This is a genomic window from Marinobacterium sp. xm-g-48 (assembly GCF_013282925.1).
Lineage (GTDB): Bacteria > Pseudomonadota > Gammaproteobacteria > Pseudomonadales > Balneatricaceae > Marinobacterium_E.
The window spans coordinates 219,097-237,162 of record NZ_WBYQ01000003.1 but is presented as its reverse complement, the minus strand read 5'-3'; the positions used below and the strand labels follow the sequence as shown (position 1 = coordinate 237,162).

The 18,066-nt window shown below is 49.0% G+C and carries 21 protein-coding genes; 12 read left to right on the top strand and 9 right to left on the bottom strand.

Annotation, left to right across the window (positions count from 1 at the left end; genetic code table 11):
- Positions 1 to 8 precede the first annotated feature (8 nt).
- From XMG48_RS07200 to XMG48_RS07190, 3 genes are read left to right on the top strand one after another with little or no spacing between them, the layout of a single operon-like run.
- On the top strand, positions 9 to 569 hold the full coding sequence (locus tag XMG48_RS07200; protein WP_173481389.1) for a nitroreductase family protein: 561 nt from the start codon (positions 9 to 11) through the stop codon (positions 567 to 569).
- The gene (locus tag XMG48_RS07195; protein ID WP_173481388.1) at positions 562 to 1,002 is read left to right on the top strand and encodes a YiiD C-terminal domain-containing protein; all 441 of its coding nucleotides are present in this window, start codon (positions 562 to 564) and stop codon (positions 1,000 to 1,002) included. Before XMG48_RS07200 ends, XMG48_RS07195 begins: the two co-directional genes overlap by 8 nt.
- 9 nt (positions 1,003 to 1,011) lie before the next feature.
- The gene (locus XMG48_RS07190) at positions 1,012 to 3,219 is read left to right on the top strand and encodes a heavy metal translocating P-type ATPase (RefSeq protein ID WP_173481387.1); all 2,208 of its coding nucleotides are present in this window, start codon (positions 1,012 to 1,014) and stop codon (positions 3,217 to 3,219) included.
- Here the strand turns inward: XMG48_RS07190 and XMG48_RS07185 are convergent.
- Positions 3,216 to 3,770 carry a peptidylprolyl isomerase gene (locus XMG48_RS07185; RefSeq protein ID WP_173481386.1) on the bottom strand — a complete coding sequence of 185 codons (555 nt, stop codon included), beginning with the start codon at positions 3,768 to 3,770 and terminating at the stop codon, positions 3,216 to 3,218. The two genes, XMG48_RS07190 and XMG48_RS07185, sit on opposite strands and share 4 nt — an antisense overlap.
- 100 nt (positions 3,771 to 3,870) lie before the next feature.
- Here XMG48_RS07185 and XMG48_RS07180 point away from each other — a divergent pair, with 100 nt between their 5' ends.
- From XMG48_RS07180 to XMG48_RS07170, 3 genes are read left to right on the top strand one after another with little or no spacing between them, the layout of a single operon-like run.
- On the top strand, positions 3,871 to 4,584 hold the full coding sequence (locus XMG48_RS07180; RefSeq protein WP_173481385.1) for a DUF6134 family protein: 714 nt from the start codon (positions 3,871 to 3,873) through the stop codon (positions 4,582 to 4,584).
- A 1-nt stretch (position 4,585) separates the two neighbouring features.
- Entirely contained in the window at positions 4,586 to 5,320 is a 735-nt protein-coding gene (locus tag XMG48_RS07175) for an SDR family NAD(P)-dependent oxidoreductase (RefSeq protein ID WP_173481384.1), read from the top strand.
- Positions 5,317 to 5,742, top strand: coding sequence for a nuclear transport factor 2 family protein (locus XMG48_RS07170; protein ID WP_173481383.1), 426 nt, complete (start codon positions 5,317 to 5,319; stop codon positions 5,740 to 5,742). Before XMG48_RS07175 ends, XMG48_RS07170 begins: the two co-directional genes overlap by 4 nt.
- Here XMG48_RS07170 and XMG48_RS07165 read toward each other — a convergent pair.
- Genes XMG48_RS07165 through XMG48_RS07145 form a run of 5 tightly spaced genes read right to left on the bottom strand, consistent with a single transcriptional unit; the run spans position 5,714 to position 10,924 of the window.
- A complete protein-coding gene (locus XMG48_RS07165; protein ID WP_173481476.1) occupies positions 5,714 to 6,232 on the bottom strand; it encodes a DUF3833 domain-containing protein in 519 nt (172 codons plus the stop codon). The genes XMG48_RS07170 and XMG48_RS07165 overlap by 29 nt on opposite strands.
- A 29-nt stretch (positions 6,233 to 6,261) precedes the next feature.
- The gene (locus tag XMG48_RS07160) at positions 6,262 to 7,578 is read right to left on the bottom strand and encodes an MFS transporter (protein WP_173481382.1); all 1,317 of its coding nucleotides are present in this window, start codon (positions 7,576 to 7,578) and stop codon (positions 6,262 to 6,264) included.
- Complete coding sequence (locus tag XMG48_RS07155) at positions 7,550 to 8,785, bottom strand: cyclopropane-fatty-acyl-phospholipid synthase family protein (protein WP_173481381.1); 1,236 nt, start codon at positions 8,783 to 8,785, stop codon at positions 7,550 to 7,552. Before XMG48_RS07155 ends, XMG48_RS07160 begins: the two co-directional genes overlap by 29 nt.
- Positions 8,772 to 9,566: a DUF1365 domain-containing protein gene (locus XMG48_RS07150; RefSeq protein WP_173481380.1), complete on the bottom strand. Its 795-nt coding sequence runs from the start codon at positions 9,564 to 9,566 to the stop codon at positions 8,772 to 8,774. The genes XMG48_RS07155 and XMG48_RS07150 overlap by 14 nt, the downstream gene beginning before the upstream one ends.
- Positions 9,566 to 10,924, bottom strand: coding sequence for an NAD(P)/FAD-dependent oxidoreductase (locus tag XMG48_RS07145; RefSeq protein ID WP_173481379.1), 1,359 nt, complete (start codon positions 10,922 to 10,924; stop codon positions 9,566 to 9,568). The genes XMG48_RS07150 and XMG48_RS07145 overlap by 1 nt, the downstream gene beginning before the upstream one ends.
- Positions 10,925 to 11,086: 162 nt before the next feature.
- Between XMG48_RS07145 and XMG48_RS07140 the strand changes: the two genes are divergently transcribed.
- Genes XMG48_RS07140 through XMG48_RS07120 form a run of 5 tightly spaced genes read left to right on the top strand, consistent with a single transcriptional unit; the run spans position 11,087 to position 15,517 of the window.
- Positions 11,087 to 11,692 (top strand): sigma-70 family RNA polymerase sigma factor, encoded by a 606-nt coding sequence (locus tag XMG48_RS07140; protein ID WP_173481378.1) that lies wholly within the window; start codon positions 11,087 to 11,089, stop codon positions 11,690 to 11,692.
- Positions 11,689 to 12,339, top strand: a complete 651-nt coding sequence (locus tag XMG48_RS07135) for a ChrR family anti-sigma-E factor (protein WP_173481377.1) — start codon at positions 11,689 to 11,691, stop codon at positions 12,337 to 12,339. Before XMG48_RS07140 ends, XMG48_RS07135 begins: the two co-directional genes overlap by 4 nt.
- Positions 12,340 to 12,394: 55 nt before the next feature.
- On the top strand, positions 12,395 to 13,780 hold the full coding sequence (locus XMG48_RS07130; protein ID WP_173481376.1) for a deoxyribodipyrimidine photo-lyase: 1,386 nt from the start codon (positions 12,395 to 12,397) through the stop codon (positions 13,778 to 13,780).
- A gap of 41 nt (positions 13,781 to 13,821) precedes the next feature.
- Entirely contained in the window at positions 13,822 to 15,141 is a 1,320-nt protein-coding gene (locus tag XMG48_RS07125; RefSeq protein ID WP_173481375.1) for a deoxyguanosinetriphosphate triphosphohydrolase, read from the top strand.
- Position 15,142: 1 nt separating this feature from the next.
- Positions 15,143 to 15,517, top strand: coding sequence for a translation initiation factor Sui1 (locus XMG48_RS07120; protein ID WP_173481374.1), 375 nt, complete (start codon positions 15,143 to 15,145; stop codon positions 15,515 to 15,517).
- On the opposite strand, the gene XMG48_RS07115 is transcribed toward XMG48_RS07120, so the two are convergent.
- The 3 genes from XMG48_RS07115 to XMG48_RS07105 form a co-directional block, all read right to left on the bottom strand.
- The gene (locus XMG48_RS07115; RefSeq protein ID WP_173481373.1) at positions 15,514 to 16,473 is read right to left on the bottom strand and encodes a hypothetical protein; all 960 of its coding nucleotides are present in this window, start codon (positions 16,471 to 16,473) and stop codon (positions 15,514 to 15,516) included. The two genes, XMG48_RS07120 and XMG48_RS07115, sit on opposite strands and share 4 nt — an antisense overlap.
- 110 nt (positions 16,474 to 16,583) lie before the next feature.
- The gene (locus tag XMG48_RS07110; protein WP_173481372.1) at positions 16,584 to 17,234 is read right to left on the bottom strand and encodes an O-methyltransferase; all 651 of its coding nucleotides are present in this window, start codon (positions 17,232 to 17,234) and stop codon (positions 16,584 to 16,586) included.
- An 11-nt stretch (positions 17,235 to 17,245) separates the two neighbouring features.
- A complete protein-coding gene (locus XMG48_RS07105) occupies positions 17,246 to 17,557 on the bottom strand; it encodes a hypothetical protein (protein WP_173481371.1) in 312 nt (103 codons plus the stop codon).
- A 50-nt stretch (positions 17,558 to 17,607) separates the two neighbouring features.
- On the opposite strand from XMG48_RS07105, the gene XMG48_RS07100 reads away from it, so the two are divergent.
- Complete coding sequence (locus tag XMG48_RS07100) at positions 17,608 to 17,964, top strand: hypothetical protein (protein WP_173481370.1); 357 nt, start codon at positions 17,608 to 17,610, stop codon at positions 17,962 to 17,964.
- The last annotated feature ends 102 nt before the right edge of the window (positions 17,965 to 18,066 follow it).

The following is an 18,066-nucleotide window of genomic DNA, read 5'->3' as shown; positions in this document are numbered from 1 at the left end:
GCCCTGTGATGGATGCGATTGAACTGTTAACCCAGCGTACCTCTTGTGGCATGTTGGAAGCGCCTGCGCCTACAGCAAAGCAGCTGGAGCTGATGTTTCAGGCCGCATCGCGAGCGCCCGATCACGGTCTGCTTCGACCTTACCGCTTCCTAACCATTCAAGGATCTGCGCTTGATCGTTTAGGCCAGCTCTACCTTGATGCATCCTTAGTTAAGAATCCTGATATTGAAGAGGCGCAACGAAATCGCCTACTGAATATGCCTCTTCGAGCACCGATGATCGTGGTCGCGATTGCGGTGATACAACAGCACCCTAAAGTGCCTGAGATTGAGCAGGTAATGACAGCCGCCTGTGCCGCGCAAGCTGTGGTTCAGGCAGCTTACGCACAAGGTGTCGGAGCTATGTGGCGTTCGGGTGATCTGATGTTTGATGCGAATGTGCAGAAGGGATTGGGTCTTAATGACAATGAAGAGATCGTCGGCTTCATCTATTTAGGTCAACCAATGCGAGATCGCCAAGCTCCAGAAATGGATCAGTCCCTATATGTTGCGGAGTGGACGGGTGAGTGATCAGGCGTTTCTTAGTTGGCTGCATCAGGCCATTCCATTAACGGCTGCTATGCAGATTGATGAGATCGATTACACTGGCAATCAACTTCAACTTAGTGCACCGCTAGAACCGAATCTGAACGATAAGGGAACGGGCTTTGCGGGTTCCATAGCCTCCATCGCGACACTGAGCGGTTGGTGTCTGCTGACCTTATGGCTCAGAGAGCGTGGCATTGATGCCGATGTTATGATTGCCAAAAGCGAACAGCGCTATTTAGCCCCTGTCACCGATCGCCTGAAAGCGGTTGCGACACTGCCAGATGACGCTGTCGTTGAGCAGTTCTGGCAGCGTTTTCAAGAGAAACAGCGTGCGCGGCTACCAATCAGCGTCGCCGTGGGTAATGAGCAGACAGTGTTTGAACTGCAGGGTGATTACGCCGCTATACAGCGATAGGAGTGTGTCATGACGATCCATCAATATGCTTTGTCAAAAGTCAGTTGTGCCGGCTGTGTTCGATCAATCGAAAAGGCCTTGAATGCTTCTGATGATATCTCTGATTTTGCGATCAACTTCGCCGATCGAACAGCTACTGTTGAGTCGAATCTTCCAACCACTGAGGTTGAACAACTGATCATCAATGCTGGCTACGGTGCCGCTCTTATAGAGAATGAAGAGGATCTTGCGGCTCGTGATCAACAGAATCAACAAGAGCTAAAACAGACCTTCACTCATGCCTGGGTTGCGATTGGCCTGGGTGCATTTTTGATGGTTCAGATGTTGGCAGGCCTCATGCCGCCGGTGGAGAGTTCAGAGGGTCTGGTGAATGGCCTAATCACGGCTACACTCTCCGCGATGGTGATGTTCCACTCAGGTGGCCATATTTTCCGAGGGGCGCTTCAGAGTTTTAAACGTCTCGATTTTAATATGGATACACTGATTGCCTTGGGCACCGGGGTAGCCTGGCTCTATTCAGCACTTCTGCTGATGTTCATTCAATGGATTCCAGAGTCGATCCCCACGCAAGCCAGACACCTCTACTTTGAAGCCTCAGTTATGATTATTGGCTTCATCCTGCTGGGTCAAGCCTTAGAGGCTAAGGGGCGAAATCAGACCGCAGAAGCCTTGCGTCACCTAATGAATTTACAACCGAAAACAGCGCTAAAAGTGATTGAAGGTGAAGCCAAAGAGGTCTCTATTCAACTCCTGCTGCCTGGTGATCTGGTCCGAGTCCTACCAGGACAGACGATACCGGTTGATGCCCTAGTGGTTGAAGGCAGTAGCTATGTTGACGAATCGATGCTGACCGGTGAGTCTGTTCCAGTTCAACGTCAGTTAGATGACCAAGTGACCGGAGGCACGCTCAATGGTGAGGGCGTTTTACTGGTTCGTGTGACCGAAGTAGGGCAGAAGACTCGCCTCGCTCAAATCCTATCGTCTGTCAGAGAGGCACAAAACAGCAAACCTGCACTGGGTAAGTTGGCGGATAAAATAGCCTCTATCTTTGTACCCGTCGTCATTCTTATTGCACTGCTTGTGTTTGCACTCTGGTGGTTTGTTGGTCCAGAACCGACTTGGTCTTATGCCACTCTAGCCAGCATGACCGTATTAATTGTGGCCTGCCCTTGTGCGTTGGGTCTGGCGACCCCAATGGCAGTGATGGTGGGTGTGGGTCGTGCTGCTAAAATGGGTGTGCTTATTCGAGAGGGCGATGCCCTGCAGCGATCACAAGACCTGACCTGTGTCGTCATGGATAAGACCGGCACATTGACTCAAGGCAAACCCTCACTGACTCATCAGCATGCTGCACCTGAGTATGCAGCAATCGCCAAAACGCTTGCTTCACACTCTGAGCATCCACTCTCTAAAGCCTTAAGTCATTCACTCGAGGGAGGCGCTTGCGAGGTTGATCAATTCAGATCGATCTCTGGTTCTGGTGTGGAAGCGGTCATTGACGATGAAACCTATCGTTTGGGTAGCGGGCAATGGATGGAAACCTTTGATATCGATTCATCCGATTTTGTCTGTGATGCAGAAGCGTGGAGTGAAGAGGGCGCCTCATTGGTCTGGTTGTTTAATAGCAGCCGAGTCTTAGCCCTGTTTGCTTTGAATGATGCCCTTCGTGATGATAGTCAATCTGCCGTCGAGCGTTTCAAAGTGATGGGTCTTCGATTAGTACTACTGTCGGGCGATCACTCAGTGGCGGCTGAAGCGATCGCCAAACAAGCAGGCATTAGTGAAGTCATTGCCGGTGTTCAGCCTGAGCAAAAACTGCAGACAATCGCCCAACTTCAGGCCGAGGGTGAGGTGGTTGCTATGGTTGGGGATGGTATTAATGACGCCCCAGCGCTGGCGCAAGCGGATGTTGGTTATGCAATGGGTGGTGGTACTGATGTGGCGTTAGCTTCTGCTGATGTAGCACTGATGCAGAACTCTTTGCATGCGGTAGCGGATGCGATTCAGTTGTCGCGATTAACGGTCAACAATATCAAACAGAATTTGTTCGGCGCATTTTTCTACAATGTCGCGGCGATTCCTGTTGCTGCGGGTATTCTATATCCCGTGTTTGGTCTTTTACTCAATCCGATGATCGCCGGCGCAGCGATGGCACTGTCGTCAGTGACGGTCGTTGCCAATGCGCGCAGGCTGAACCAAGTGAACCTATCGCGCTAATCGATACGTTCTAGGCTCAAAATTGTGATCGGCTCTCTTGGTACATTCCGGTAGTAACTGACATTGCCGGTTTGTACCGCGGAAATCTTATCGACGACCTCCATCCCTTCTATGACTTTGCCGAACACCGCATATCCAGGGCGATTGGTTCGTCCATCAAGACCTAAGTTATCAACTGTGTTGATATAGAACTGCGCTGTGGCGCTATCAGGTGCTTGGGTTCGGGCCATGGCAATGGAACCTCGAACATTGCTCAGCCCATTCATCGACTCATTCTTAATCGGGCTGCCCGTGTTTCTCTCACGCATCTCGGCATCCATACCACCGCCTTGAATCATGAAGCCTGGAATGACTCGGTGAAAAACCAAACCCTCATAATGATCTTTGTCGACATAGTTCAGAAAGTTTTCGGTAGAGATGGGGGCTTTCTCATCGTTGAGTTCAAATTTGATCTCTCCCATGCTGGTCTGCATCACTACCTTAGGACCAGCAAAAGCCAGCGGAGCGGTTAGAACAAGTGAAGCGATGAACAGATTGTTCTTGAAACGCATCGATTATCTCCAAGTCGTTTTATACTAATTCTTTAGTCTAAGACTACCCAATTTCTTGCCGGCTGAGAACCACTTTTCTCTCGGTGTCGTAATCCAGACTATGATGTTAATAATTAGACAGTCTGTTTTTGTGATGGGGCTTTTTTTAGCGCCTATCCTGAATGCCTCTCAATTGGTTGGTCAGGCCAAGCTCTACCCAGAAGTCATCACTTACGATGTCTATCGCAAAGGTGAGCCGGTCGGTCATTACACACTTCGTTTCAGTGATGTCACCCACGATCGTGTCGCCGCTGAGATCGAGATGGAGTTAACGGCGAAAGTCTTTGGCTTTTTCAACTATGAGTACCGATATCAGGCTAATGAGGTTTGGCAAAATGATCGACTCATGCAGCTCAACGTGAAAACGGTTAGCAACAAAAAAGAGTCATCGGTCACGGCCGTCCAAAAATCCGATGTTTTAGAGACAGTGGATAAAAAAGGGCGAGTGCATGCCTACCCAGCGGAGTTAATGACGACCCATCACTGGTATCGGCAGATTCTTGATCAGCGGCAGGTATTAAATAGTATCACCGGTAATATGGATGAGATTTCACCAGAGTCTGTGGGCTCTGCGCTCTTAGATGCCCGAGGTGAAACCGTACAATTGGATGGCTATCGCCTTGGCGGTGATCTGGATAGAACGGTCAGTTGGTACGATCGCGATGGGCGATGGCGAGCACTTGAGTTTAAAGCCAAGGATGGGTCTGATATTCAGGTGATATGGAACGGAGGTCAGCTGATTAAAGAGACCTCTCTGGCTCAGAATAGGGAGTAGCGTGGCTAGTCGAATTTGGATAATTGGAGGCAGTACCGGAATTGGCGCTGCGCTCGCTAAGGCTTACCTGGATGAGGGCTATCAAGTCCTAATCAGTGCTCGAAACGAAGAGCGCTTAATAACCTTTGCCGAGTCTATCGGCTGCCAATATATGCCTCTGGATGTGACAGATCGCGATTCCTGTATTAACGCTTGGGCCGAGATTTGCCAAGAGTGCATGCCCGATAAAGTCATCATCAGCTCGGGTACGCACCAAGAGATGCCAGCCACTGAATTTAATGCAGATAACTGTGAATCGCTAATGCAGGTGAACTATTTCGGGGCGGTCTACCTGCTGGAGGCGATACTTCCTACCTATCTTAAATCAGGTGGGCAAATTGGTGTCATCTCCTCTCTAGCAGGCTACCGAGGACTCCCTTATGCATCATCCTACGGTGCTTCTAAAGCTGCGCTGATCAATTTGTGCGAGTCCCTGAGAGTTGAGCTAGAGGATTCAAAGGTCGATATACGGTTGATCAATCCGGGCTTTGTTAAGACACCTCTCACAGACAAGAATCAATTTCAAATGCCCGCGTTGATATCGCCTGAGCAAGCCGCTGCGGAGATTGTGAAAGGGCTGAAAGGGCGTAGTTTTGAGATCCGCTTTCCTAAACTCTTTGCTGCTACACTTGCCTTGTTGCGGCACTTGCCCTACAAACTCTATTTCCCTCTGGTAAAACGAGTCACTAAACGATGAATCAAACATCGGTAAAACAATACGTTGAGCTTTTTGAGAACTTAACACCGGACAGTGTCACTCAGTTTGAATCACTGGTGACTCCAGATGTTCGATTCGCCGATCCGTTTAATGACGTTCGTGGCTTTTCGAAGATGTGTGAAATTCTGACCGATATGTTTGAACGCTCAGAGGATCCATCATTTACCGTCTTTGAATGGTGTGAACAGCCAGAGGCGGCTTATGTTCGGTGGGAGTTCCGTGCAAAGTTGCCTGTATTGGGGGTGTTTACAACAGAGGGGGTCAGTCGTCTCTCTATTAATGAGAGCGGATTGATTACTGAACATTTAGACTATTGGGATAGTGCACCCTTGTACATGAAACTACCCCTTCTAGGACGAATTCTGCGCTCGATCAAAGCGAAAATGGCGCTTCCTTCATAGCATCACCGCGCATAAAGCTTAGGGTGACGGTACCAATCGTGAACCCCCACTTTTTGACATAGGCTCTGTTGATCAGTACTCCGCCTTGTTGCAGCAACATCCAATCATCGAAGGTGACACGCCAGCTGCCATCGCCCACTTTTAAATCGATGTCATACTGCCAGTTCAATGCATTGCCCTGGCTGGTTCCGGTTGCTGAACCAATAACGTCATCTGCGCGGCCTTCATAACGACCTGGGTTGGATGATGTGATCTCCCAAATGCGCTGGTCGCGCTCGCCATCATCATAGAGAAACTGTTCATCTAAGGTGAGCGTTTGGCCATCCCAGTTACCATCAATCTCAACTTGAAATTGACGTCTGATGGTGCCAAAACGATCTTCGAAGATACCCCAAGCATAGACCTTGCCATTGAAGTACTCCTCAATCTTCAATGCTGGCTGCGATTGACTGATTTGATCGATCTGCATCTGTGAACACCCACTCAACATAACCATCAGTAAAACTGCTATCGCTTTTTTCAACGGATGGTCTCCTGAGCTAAACGCTGTTTGATTTTTTTGTGTGTGCTGGCGCTTAACCTAAAATCTCTTACGACCAACACGGCTATGATTTTAAGTACGCTGGGGATAAGTGCGTAGATCAATGCCAAAACTAAGGGTGTTTGGCCAAACAGTTCAAGCAGACCAAAGGCGAGGGTGGCTGAAAGTGCCAGTGCCAGTTTTGTGATCATGTTCCACAATGCAAAGAGCAAATTCGTTTGGGATTGTCCAAATCGCCACTGATGGTAATCAGCGACGTCAGCCTGAATCGCATGGGGTATCGCCAGATCAGCGCCCAACATCGCACCGGTTAATAGACAGATAGGAATGAATAACCAAGCAGTGTCACTACCCAGCATACTGGCGGGTACAAATACGACGGCACTAATCAACATACCCGTTCGCCAAAGATCGATTCGGTCTAGGGTTCGCGTCAGCTTAATCCATACTGGGATTGAGAGGATGCAAGAGAGAAAGTAGATCGCAATGTAGAGTGTTCGGTCACTCTCTGGTAATAAAAGAACCATTGTGATGTAGAGCGGAAACAGCGTCGCAGGAACGCCATTCGCTAAACCATTAAAAAACCAAGAGATTGCCAGTCTCTTTGCTAAGCGATTTCGTTGAATCGGTCGCCATGTGGAGGCTGAATCTGTTTGAGAGTCCTCTTTTCTATTTAAAGGTTTTAAACGAACCTTAGCCATCAATAGTTTCAGTGTGATGGACCCCAGTAGCAGTGCAATCCAAACAATGGCTCTGAGTGCTTCGGTGCTTGAGTAACCAAGATAGACCATCAGTGCAGGTATGAGCGCGGAGAGCAGAAGGCCTATCAACCCCAAAAACTCCCTAAACGAAGCGATCGTTATGCGCTCTTGTGCATCGCTGCTTAGACGTACTAGCCAGCTTAGGTAGGGGATTTGAATCAGCGTCCAGCCAAAAAAGAGACCGATTAATCCCAGACTCAGCGAGATGGCAGTATAGGATTCAGCTGGGTAAATCAGCAGCAGTGCAGACGGGATACAAATCAACCCACCTGCGATGATGACCGATCTTTGAGTTGTGTCTGATAGTCGGTCGTTCAACCTCCCTATAAAGGGATCTACGAGGAGGTCTGACACTCTTGCAAAAAACAGAATCAGTGCAATCAGACCAAGCGATAAGCCCCACTGTTCGTGGTACCAAGTGGGTAGGTTGATATAGAGCGCTAGAGTTGGAAGTGAGAGCGGAAGAGCCGGAAGGGCATAAAATCCTATCTGGCTCTTCGATAGCTTAGTGCTGTACTTTGTAGAGTCCGACATCAATCGAACCCTCTCTAAACCCACCCTCACAGTAAGCTAGATAGTAAACCCACATGCGTCTAAAGCGCTCATCGAACGCTTCGGTCGCCTTGATGCTTGGCCAAGCGTTTAAGAAGTTTCGGCGCCAAATCTCTAGGGTCTTGGCATAATCCAAACCAAACAACTTCTGTTCACAGAGTTTTAGATCCGCTAACAAGATTTCTCCCTCTAGCGCGGTAGGGCTTGGCAGCATGCCGCCAGGGAAAATGTAGCGCTGAATGAAGTCGGCAGAGCTGCGGTACTGTTCAAAACGATCATCGGCAATGCTAATAATCTGCAGGACCGCGCTTCCCCCTTTTTTAAGACGCTTTTTGAGTGTCTCGAAGTAGGTTGGCCAGTGCTCTTCGCCGACCGCTTCAAACATCTCTATTGAGACAATGTGATCGTATTCACCTTGGATGTCACGGTAATCGATAAGCTGTAGGTCCGCCTGATTGTTTAAACCTAAGCGACTCATTCGATCTTTGGCAAATGCGAGCTGCTCTTTTGATAGAGTGATTCCTGTTACCTTGGCGCCAAACTCTTTGGTCGCTACCTCAGCAAAACCACCCCAGCCACATCCGATCTCAAGCACATGCTCACCGGCCTTAAGATCTAACATCTGGCAAATGGTTCGGTACTTGTTGAGTTGTGCCTCTTCCAGTGTCTCATCACTCTCAAACAGAGCTGAGGAGTAGGTGAAGCTTGGGTCTAACCACTGAGCATAGAAGTCGTTGCCTAGGTCGTAGTGGTAAGCAATATTTTTGCGGCTGCCCTTTTTCGTATTCGCACGGCCTAAGTGGCTTAAACGATTGAATAAACGCAGAAGGGGGTGGCCCTTTAGGATGTCATTCACTAAGTTTTCGTTGGCTAGAGCCCAGCGAATAACGCTGACCTCATCGGGTGTTTGCCACTCGCCATCCATAAAGCTCTCTGCAAAGCCGATAGATCCACCTCGGACAAGACGACGCAAGGATTTAAAGCTATTAATCTTAATGATGGCGTGATGTTCATTATCTGTCTGCTGGCCAAAGTCATGAATCATGCCGTTGGGTAGCTCAAGAGTCAGTCGCCCTTTAATCTGTCCATCGAGTGTTTTGTGCAACAGATTCAATGCGCGACGGTTGAACCAACCGAGAGACGACAGCTGCTGGTTGGAAAGGGTCGTAGTGTATTCAGAAGGACGCATCAGAAACCCTCGTTTTATTATCGATTAAAACCACTTGATGAGTCGTACCTTTGACTCGTTTTTGAAGTGGTACGCGTTTAAGCCAGAGTTGGAGCGCTTCCCAATGAATGCCAGCAATCACTTTGAAGGTCATCAAAGGGTATTTAAACAGGACTTTTAGCAGTGTTCTGTTCGTCAGCTCAGTTCGTTTACCAGTAAAGGTGGCGTGCAGAAGGGACCCTTCTGAGTCGGACTGTCGAATGCAGACAGAGACTCGCTGATGGGGTGCCAGCATGCGAAACTGATAGGGCGCCTTCATAGGCATAAATGGAGAGACGTAAAAGCTCTTTTCACTGCTTTGACGAATCTGATCACTCTTACTGTTGGTTGGGATCAGGTAGCTGTGTCGTTCACCGAAGGTGTTGTTTACTTCGTAAAGAATGACACCAAGGTTGCCGTCACAGTCGTAACAGTAGAAGACACTGAGTGGATTAAAGACGTACCCAAACATTCTGGGGTAGCAGAGTAATTTGATACTGTGACCATACTCAGACAGCTCGTATTGCAGCAGCTGCTCTCTCACCTGTTCAGCGAGGTCTCGGTCGCTCCCTTCGCCATGATCACGGTTTTTAAAGCTAAATAGATTCCAACGCTCTTTTGAGAACAGAGTCAGATTAGCGTCGAGGCTATCTAGCTCATCAAGGTCAATCAACATTGAGGCAACTGAGTAGATGAAACGGTGACGCTTAGGCTTGAAGCGGTGATGCATCACCTTGCCTTCATAGAGCGCGGAGCTAAACATTAGGCTGCGCTCTCGGATGTTTGCGTTGTTCTAACGGGCTCTTGAACATGAATACGTCCATTGGGGTTGTCGACGGTCCAAGGTCGCAAAGCGCCTCCGAGCTGTTCCGCAACTGCGAGGCCTGATTGGATACCATCTTCGTGGAAACCATAGCCCATCCAAGCACCGCAGAACCAACTGCGTTGTTGACCTTGAATGGCCCAAATCTCCTTCTGTGCCTCAATGGAACGTTGATCAAACGCAGGGTGGTCGTATAGGAAACTGCCAAGAATCTTATCGGCTTTAGGTTCTTCGATAGGATTGAGTGTGACAAACACATCTTGTTTGGTTTGCAGAGGCTGCAGTGCGTTCATCCAATAGGTCACTGCAAGCTCACCTTCGCCTTGATCGCTTGAGGCCAGATAGTTCCAAGCTGACCAAGCACCTTTACGGACTGGCATCTGGTTAGTGTCAGTGTGTAACAGCGCACGATTGCGTTGGTAAGGAAAGGCGCTCAGAAGTCGCTGCTCTTCCGGTGTTGCGTCAGACAGCATCTCAAGGGTCTGATCAGCATGACATGCAAATACCACCTGGTCGAAGCGACGCTTCTGTCCGTGGTGATCGATCAGAGTAACTCCGTCAGCATCGCGTTCGACACGGTGTACGCGAGCATTCAAGATGACGCCATCACCCAGTTGCTCAGCGATTTTATTAACGTATTGGCGACTACCACCTATCACTGTACGCCACTGTGGGCGGTCCTTCACTTGAACGAGACCATGGTTCATGCAGAAACGCATAAAGGTCTCTGCAGGGTAGTCCAGTATCTTATCCATGGGCGTTGACCAGATTGCAGCGCTCATGGGCAGAAGGTGCTCATTAATGAAGGTTTGACTGTAACCCTCGCGCTCCAAAAGCTGTCCAAGCGTTAATTCGGCCAGACTAGGGTCGTTATGGAGTCGATCAGAATCTTTGTAAAAAGCTAAGATCTCACGAAGTAGACCCCAATGTTTAAAAGAGAGGAGGTTGCGGCGCTGTGCAAAAAAGCCGCCCAAGCCAGAGCCACTATACTCCACTTTGCCTTTCTCTAGTGAGACGCCGAAGGTCATATTGGTATCGGTAGTGTCTACTTCGAGATATTTGAAGAACTCGACCAGATTGGGATAGTTAACGGGGTTGAATACAATAAACCCTGTATCCACCGGAACGTTGCCTTCGGGAGTGTCGATCTCAACGGTATTTGAGTGGCCGCCAAGGCGATCATCTTTTTCAAAAAGTGAAACGTTATGGCGTTTACTTAAAAGCCAGGCGGCGGATAATCCGGAGATACCAGAACCGATAACTGCGATATTCAATGGTTTTAAAGGCCTTACATTCATTATTGAGTCCATGCAAAAACAAGCTTGAATTTCGTTACGAACAGTCTACCTTGATAGATCAAAAGATGTCGGTTATTTTCAAAAAAGTGGCCAACGGTCAATTTTTACTATTTACTGTTCAAAATGTGATCCATTTATAAACCCTCTAACGTAGTGAAAGCGATGACTGATAACAGATCCGAGGAAACTGATGTGACTGCAGCAGTGGCAATAGCGGAGCAAAAAAAGAAGAAGGAGCGGGATGCATGGTCAGACCTGCTCGCGTCGCTTTCTGAAACCCGCAGTAAAGTGGATTTCAGCCGCTTATACGAACATTTTGCACCCAGAGTGAAAGCGTACATTATCCGTTTTGGAATGCCGGTAGCGGCAGCCGAAGAGCTGACACAGGAATCGATGCTGGCCGTATGGCGTAAAGCGCACCTGTACACGCGCAGTAAAGCCAGTGCCAGTACCTGGATTTTTACATTGGCAAGAAACCAATGCATCGATCGCCTTCGCAGAGAGAAAGCGGTTGAATACGAGTTACCTGAAGAAGAGATCGATCCCGATCAACGTCATTACGGCGAGCATGCCGTTCTCGAAGAGAGAATGAGCGGAGCGATCGCCAAGTTGCCTGAAGCTCAGGCACAGGTTCTCTACCTCTCATATTATGAGGGTAAGAGTCATTCAGAAATTTCAGAGCAGTTAGGTATACCGCTCGGCAGCGTTAAATCGAGATTGAGATTGGCATTCAGCAAACTCAAAGCTCATTGGGGAGAAGAAGAGTGAAAATAAGTCATCATCTTGACGATGCTACCCTTATGGCACGTGCCGCCGGCGCGCTGTCTGATGGTATGACACTGTTGGTTGATAGTCATCTTCACTGGTGCAAGACCTGTCAAACTAAAGCTTGGGAAGCAGAGTGTATCGGCGGTGAGTTACTTGCTGACATCCAACCGCAAGCGATGAGCGAAGGCTCTTTAGACTCCATTTTGGGTATGCTCGATGGTAGCGAAGAGGTGGTTGCTGAACGAGCTGTCAAAGTCAAAGGCAGTGCAGAAGTTCCAGAACCTCTGGCGCAAATTGTCGGATCTGACCTGGATGCCATTGAGTGGAAGCGTCTTGGCCCGGGTGTGCAACATTACGATTTTAATTTCCCTGGAGAGGGAGCGTGTCGTCTTCTTAGAATTCAGCCTGGCGTCTCTGTGCCGCACCATACCCACAAGGGTAATGAGCTGACGATGATCCTTCGTGGCTCGTACAGTGACGATGTGGGGCGTTTCTGTCAGGGCGATGTCGCAGATCTTGATGAAGAGATCAAACACCAGCCGATCGTTGATACCGGTTCTGAGTGCATCTGTCTGATCGCAACTGAAGCGCCACTTAAATTTACAGGTATTATGGGTCGTCTGGCTCAGCCATTCATTGGTCTGTAATCACTATTGAAATAAGAAGACCGGTTTTAAAGCCGGTCTTTTTTTTGGGGAAAACATGAATATCGTCTGGTTTCGCAATGACCTTAGAGTAGCCGCAAACCCAGCATTGGAAGCTGCGCAACGTAATGGATTGGCCACGGTGGCCCTTGTCTGTCTGACTCATGAGAGCTGGTCGGAACATAACGAATCGCCTCAACGTATGGGGCTATGGCGAGATCGGTTACTGCAGGTTAAAGGCGAGCTTGAATCTCTGAATGTGCCTTTAAAAGTGATTCAGGCAGGGCACTTTGATCACTGTGCCAGTGCCATTAGAAACCTGGCAACAGAGTTGTCAGCAACTCACTTTTTCTTCAATCACGAGTATCCACTAAATGAGCAGTTGCGCGATGATGCAGTCGTTGCAGCCCTTCAACCCGATGTGAGCTGTCAGGGCTTTCATGGTGAGGTGATCATTCCACCGGGTGAGGTTAAAACTCAAACGGGCACAGACTTTAAAGTCTATACCCCATTCTCGCGTGCATGGCGGGCAGCGTTACCTCGATTTGACTACCTAATTAAAGCGATGAACATCCCTTTTCCAGCTGCCTCTGTTCCCTCGGATGAGATTCCAGATGATCTTGGCTGGCGCCCACTGTCCTATGATAAAGAGTTGTGGCCCGTTGAGACCGAAGCGATCCGTGAACGTGTCTACGAGTTTGTCCGTGAACGGGAGTTGGATTACAAAGAGCATCGTGACTTTCCAGCAATCAACGGGACCTCCCAGTTATCGCCTTACTTGACCATTGGTGCTGTGTCACCACTACAGTTGATGCATGTTCAAAGACAGGAGCGTGAGAACGATGGCTGGTTAGAGAGCAGTTGGCTCAATGAGATCATCTGGCGTGAGTTCTATCGTCACCTGACGGTTGCGTTTCCAGAGCTGTCTAAACTTGAGCCGTTTAGACCAGAAACTGAGCAGAAGATTCAGTGGTTGGATCGTGAGCCGCTGTGGCAGGCTTGGTGTCAGGGTGAGACAGGGTTTCCGATTGTCGATGCAGCGATGAAACAGCTGTTAACAACAGGTTGGATGCACAATCGACTGCGTATGGTCGTGGCCAGCTTTTTAACTAAATTAATTGGCATCGATTGGCGCCGCGGTGAGAAGTTCTTTATGGAGCATCTGATTGATGCTGATTTCCCATCCAACAACGGTGGTTGGCAGTGGTCTGCTTCAGTGGGTGCTGATGCCGCTCCCTATTTTCGAATCTTCAACCCGACTGCGCAAAGCGAGAAGTTCGATGCCAAAGGTGAATTTCTTGTGAAGTGGTTGCCAGAGCTGGCCGCGCTACCGCCTAAAGAGCGTCATAAGCCGGGGGCAGGGCAGGCGTTTGGTCGTCCCGCGCCGATCATTGATTACTCTCTTGAGCGAAAACGCGCGTTGGACGCTTATAAAGAGGGCTAGGATCTGGCACACTTCCTTCCAAGTTTTTTGGGAGAGTGTAAATGGATTGGGAAAGGCTGCTAACGCGCAAACGTTATGGTCACGACGAAGTAGAATCGGCGGAGCAGGGTCGAAGCCACTTCCACAAAGATCATGACCGAATCATCTTTAGTAGTGCTTTCCGTCGCTTGGGTCGTAAGACGCAAGTGCACCCTATGTCCCTCAACGATCACATCCATACTCGTCTGACTCACTCCATTGAGGTAGGCAGTCTTGGGCGTAGTCTGGGCATTCGTGCCGGCGAGTTGATTGCTGATCAGCTGCCAAAGGGCATATCGCCTGATGACTTGGGGATGATTGTGCAGTCGGCCTGTCTGGCTCACGATATTGGTAACCCCCCTTTTGGTCATGCTGGCGAGTACGCCATTCGTGATTGGTTCCGTCAGCGTCAAGAGGATCAGCGTTTCTCGCAGCTCTCTGAAGACGAGTTTTTAGATCTAAAAACCTTTGAAGGTAATGCGCAGGGGCTCAGGGTCGTCACCAAGATCGAGAACCATCTCTTTGATGGTGGTCTGCGCTTAACCTACCCAACTCTAGGAACACTATTGAAATACCCTTGGACAGCTCGTCACGGTGGTAAGAAGGGTAAGTTCAGCTGTTATCAAGCGGAACTTCCTTTAGTAGCATCACTGGCCAAAGATCTTGGTCTGCCTCAGCTTGAAGAGGATCGCTGGGCGCGTCACCCTCTGAACTTCCTAATGGAGGCGGCGGATGATATCTGTTACGCCATATTGGATCTTGAAGATGCTATTGAGTTGAACCTGCTTAGTTTCGATGAGGTTAAACCTATCTTGTTAACGCTCTGCGGCGACCTGGAGTTTGATGATGAGATCTTCGCGACCCAGGCCTCTGCACGACGTAAGATTTCGGCACTTCGTGGTCGAGCGATGGAGAACATGGTCGACTCAGCGGTGCAGGTGTTTGCCGATCAGCTGCCAGAGATCTTGTCAGGTCAATATCAGGGTGAGCTTCTCAGTGATGGCGATCCCATGGTTAGAGATGGGTTGGCTGCAGCGAAACGTATCGCCCAAGAGCGGGTCTTTCCAGACAATCGAAAAGCAGAGCTAGAGGTGGGTGCCTATACTATTCTAGGTGTGTTGGTTGAGGCTTTTATCGAGGCGGTCTGGGAGCAGCACCAAAAGCAGGGAGAAGATCTCTGTTATCGCAGTGAAAAGATTATCGGTCTGATGGGGATTCATGCCCCCTCTTCGGGTGAGTCGCTCTATCAAGGCTACATGCGTGCCTTGGACTTTATTAGCGGTATGACCGACTCCTATGCAAGCTACCTTGCTCGACAGATCGGTGGAGGAATAAAGGTTTAATATGGCATCACTTCAAGATCAGCTTAGTCGACTCGTCTACAGCACGGAAAAAGGTAACCTCTGTCCTGATTGTGGCGAAGCGTTAACCGCTTGTATCTGTTCAGAGCAGGCAGAGCAGACGCGCATTGCCGCAATGGATGGGGTAGTTCGCATTCGTCGTGAAACCTCTGGGCGAAAAGGCAAAGCCGTCACTACCATTTCCGGTGTGCCAAGAGTTGAGTCTGAATTAAAGACGCTTCTGAAAAAGTTGAAGCAGGGGTGTGGTTCAGGCGGTGCTGTCAAAGAGGGAATTATTGAGATTCAAGGTGATCACCGCGACAAACTTAAAACCCTCTTAGAGAAAGAGGGTTTTACCGTTAAGTTAGCGGGCGGTTAGAGGCCGATTGCTCGCTCCGAGAGTGCCAGTTCCATTCGGGCGCGCAGCAAAGAGTAAAGCTGTATTGCCGCATCAATCTCCTCTTTGCGGTTCGTAAGACTCTCGATATTTAAGCCGAGCGGTAGATCCAATTCGGCGCAAGATTCCAAAATCATCTGCAAGTTGGTGTAACAGATCTTAATAGACTCTTTAAGTGGCTGATCGGCATCCAAAATTCGGTAGCTGGTCGCCTCTGGTACCGAAATACCCAACCACTTCATAAACTCAAGGGTCTTCTCACTGCCACAAGGTGTGAAAGTCAAAATGATTCGTGCCGGCTCCATATCGAGCTGTTTGCAGCGACGAGCATAGGAGGTCAGCATGTCGATGGTCGCTTGTGCGTTATAAACCGCTTGCGAGATGAAGAAGTGACAGCCCTCTTTCTGCTTGGTCACCATGCGCTCGTGTTCATCGCCTTTTTTCTGATGGCGCTCTGCGATACAGACACCGCCAAGGGCAATTGTTTTATGAGACTCTTCCAGTGATTGGTAGGCATCATTCAAACTGAACTTGTAGTCACCTTCCGAGGAGGGGGCGCCAACCAGGACGATATTGTTCTGGTGGTAGGTCTCAGTCGTCTCTTCTACCCACTCTTCAAACTCTTGTCGACTACCTTGAGCAACACTGTTGTAGGTGATGGTTCCGCAGCCGCTCTTTTCGTGAAGCAATTTAGCGTAGTGGCGCGGGTCACGTGTTTGAGCAAAGGGGAATGGGCGAGGTGTGTCGATGCGAGTGCTCTCGTCCTGAATGTCATAAACGATAATGCCATCGAACGCGATACGGTCGAGTCGTTCCAGCAGCTTGTCAGCAATGCCTGACATCACTTCATCTTCGGTGCCCATTTTGGGTGGGGTAGTACCGATGACATAAACCCCTTGGTCCGTACCGATTAATTTGTCCTGAAGTGAGCAGCTCATCTCTATTCCAATTGCTTCTTTTAAGTGTGGCTTAGTATAAACGTGAGTGGATTTCATGAAAATTGCATATCCCATGAAATTTTTTTCTTAAGATATGCATGACGTTCAATTTAGAGCTTTCGAACGACGTTGACACCGTCGCGCAGAGTCAGAAAGACGTTTTCCACCTCGGGGTCCTCTGCAATCAGTCGGTTTGTTTCAACTAACACATCATCGATATCGGATTCTGGTTGAATGACCTTGCCAGACCAGAGCACGTTATCAAGTACGATTAAGCCACCTGGGCGAGTCAGCTCTTTAACCTTTAAGTAGTAGTTTAGGTAGTTGCGTTTGTCGGCATCGATAAAGGTGAAATCCAATGGGCCATCAAGTTGATCTGCAAGAGTTTCAAGGGTGTCGATGGCAGGACCAAAGATCACGTCAATCTTTTTGCCGTGTTCGCTTCGCTCATAAAAGGTTTTTGCGAAGTCGATCGCGCGTGGGTTGGTTTCACAGCAGATAAGCTTGCCATTATCCGGCATGCCTTCCGCAATGGATAGCGCTGAATAGCCTGTGAACATACCAATTTCAAGGGCGCGTTTCGGCTGAGCAATCGCAGAGAGCATCTTAAGTGTTCGGCCGACCAGGCGGCCAGATAGCTTTTGTGGCCATCCCATATTTTGGTTGGTTTGGTCGATCAACTCCTGCAGGAGTTCGGGCTCTGCTGAAGTAGAGATAAAGGCATAGTCTTCGACCTGTTCGTCGACGAGAAAGTCAGGCATGGGATACTCAGTTATTGATTAAGGGTGGAGATGATGGCGCTGCCCCACATGGTGACGCTATTTCCATCTTCGGTCCAAAGGTATTGGCAAAGTTTAATATCAGACTCAATGCAGCTTTGCTGGCTGATTGCGACACCGGTAGGTAGGGTTTGGCAGCCCTGTTCTGGCTCCTTGCCCACTCCATACAGACGTGCGCTCAACAGCGAGCGATAGAGAGACTCGGTTTCGCACACCCAGTGCTTTCCTTCATCGCTAAGAGCGTTGGCGGTTGGAGTGAGTGCAAGTGCAGCGAGCGATCCTAAAATTATTTGTCTAACTTTCATTTTAATCTCTGTGCAGGTCCGTACAATATCGCTAAAAGGAGATTATAACTATGAACGAATCGCTATACATCTTTCTGTTAACCGGCGTCTTCTCAATGTCGGCTGCGCTGAGTGTAGGTGCCATCAACAAAATGCCAGAATCTGATCGTCCTGCATGGTTTGCGGTGAAGCAGAATATGGTCATGATGGTGGTGCTCGGTAATCTTGCTGCGCTAACGCTGGTGGGTTCTCTGGCCTATGGATTTCAGACCTTGCACTGGTCGATTCCATTGAGCTCAATGTTCATCACCTTCCCGATCGTGCATCAGTTATTGGTGGTCAAATTGATCGGTGCTACCAAGGCACTATTCTTAACAGTTCCTGCTACCTTGGCCTCTATTGCGGTGCTCTATATCTACTGGCCCTAATCGTTAATTTGTCCTACCTAAAAACGCAGCCTCGGCTGCGTTTTTTGTTTTTAGTTCTTAAGACGCAAAAATGTTGCGATGTTATGTGTAAATCTAATGTAA

Excerpts from the sequence above, each read along its gene's own strand:
- XMG48_RS07200 (WP_173481389.1), top strand. The coding sequence starts at position 9 with ATGGATGCGATTGAACTGTTAACCCAGCGTACCTCTTGTGGCATGTTG.
- XMG48_RS07120 (WP_173481374.1), top strand. The coding sequence starts at position 15,143 with ATGGCATCACTTCAAGATCAGCTTAGTCGACTCGTCTACAGCACGGAA.
- XMG48_RS07185 (WP_173481386.1), bottom strand. The coding sequence starts at position 3,770 with ATGCGTTTCAAGAACAATCTGTTCATCGCTTCACTTGTTCTAACCGCT.
- XMG48_RS07100 (WP_173481370.1), top strand. The coding sequence starts at position 17,608 with ATGAACGAATCGCTATACATCTTTCTGTTAACCGGCGTCTTCTCAATG.
- XMG48_RS07140 (WP_173481378.1), top strand. The coding sequence starts at position 11,087 with ATGACTGATAACAGATCCGAGGAAACTGATGTGACTGCAGCAGTGGCA.
- XMG48_RS07115 (WP_173481373.1), bottom strand. The coding sequence starts at position 16,473 with ATGAGCTGCTCACTTCAGGACAAATTAATCGGTACGGACCAAGGGGTT.
- XMG48_RS07130 (WP_173481376.1), top strand. The coding sequence starts at position 12,395 with ATGAATATCGTCTGGTTTCGCAATGACCTTAGAGTAGCCGCAAACCCA.
- XMG48_RS07190 (WP_173481387.1), top strand. The coding sequence starts at position 1,012 with ATGACGATCCATCAATATGCTTTGTCAAAAGTCAGTTGTGCCGGCTGT.
- XMG48_RS07105 (WP_173481371.1), bottom strand. The coding sequence starts at position 17,557 with ATGAAAGTTAGACAAATAATTTTAGGATCGCTCGCTGCACTTGCACTC.
- XMG48_RS07155 (WP_173481381.1), bottom strand. The coding sequence starts at position 8,785 with ATGCGTCCTTCTGAATACACTACGACCCTTTCCAACCAGCAGCTGTCG.
- XMG48_RS07165 (WP_173481476.1), bottom strand. The coding sequence starts at position 6,232 with ATGTTGAGTGGGTGTTCACAGATGCAGATCGATCAAATCAGTCAATCG.
- XMG48_RS07150 (WP_173481380.1), bottom strand. The coding sequence starts at position 9,566 with ATGTTTAGCTCCGCGCTCTATGAAGGCAAGGTGATGCATCACCGCTTC.
- XMG48_RS07160 (WP_173481382.1), bottom strand. The coding sequence starts at position 7,578 with ATGTCGGACTCTACAAAGTACAGCACTAAGCTATCGAAGAGCCAGATA.
- XMG48_RS07170 (WP_173481383.1), top strand. The coding sequence starts at position 5,317 with ATGAATCAAACATCGGTAAAACAATACGTTGAGCTTTTTGAGAACTTA.
- XMG48_RS07180 (WP_173481385.1), top strand. The coding sequence starts at position 3,871 with ATGATGTTAATAATTAGACAGTCTGTTTTTGTGATGGGGCTTTTTTTA.
- XMG48_RS07145 (WP_173481379.1), bottom strand. The coding sequence starts at position 10,924 with ATGAATGTAAGGCCTTTAAAACCATTGAATATCGCAGTTATCGGTTCT.
- XMG48_RS07125 (WP_173481375.1), top strand. The coding sequence starts at position 13,822 with ATGGATTGGGAAAGGCTGCTAACGCGCAAACGTTATGGTCACGACGAA.
- XMG48_RS07110 (WP_173481372.1), bottom strand. The coding sequence starts at position 17,234 with ATGCCTGACTTTCTCGTCGACGAACAGGTCGAAGACTATGCCTTTATC.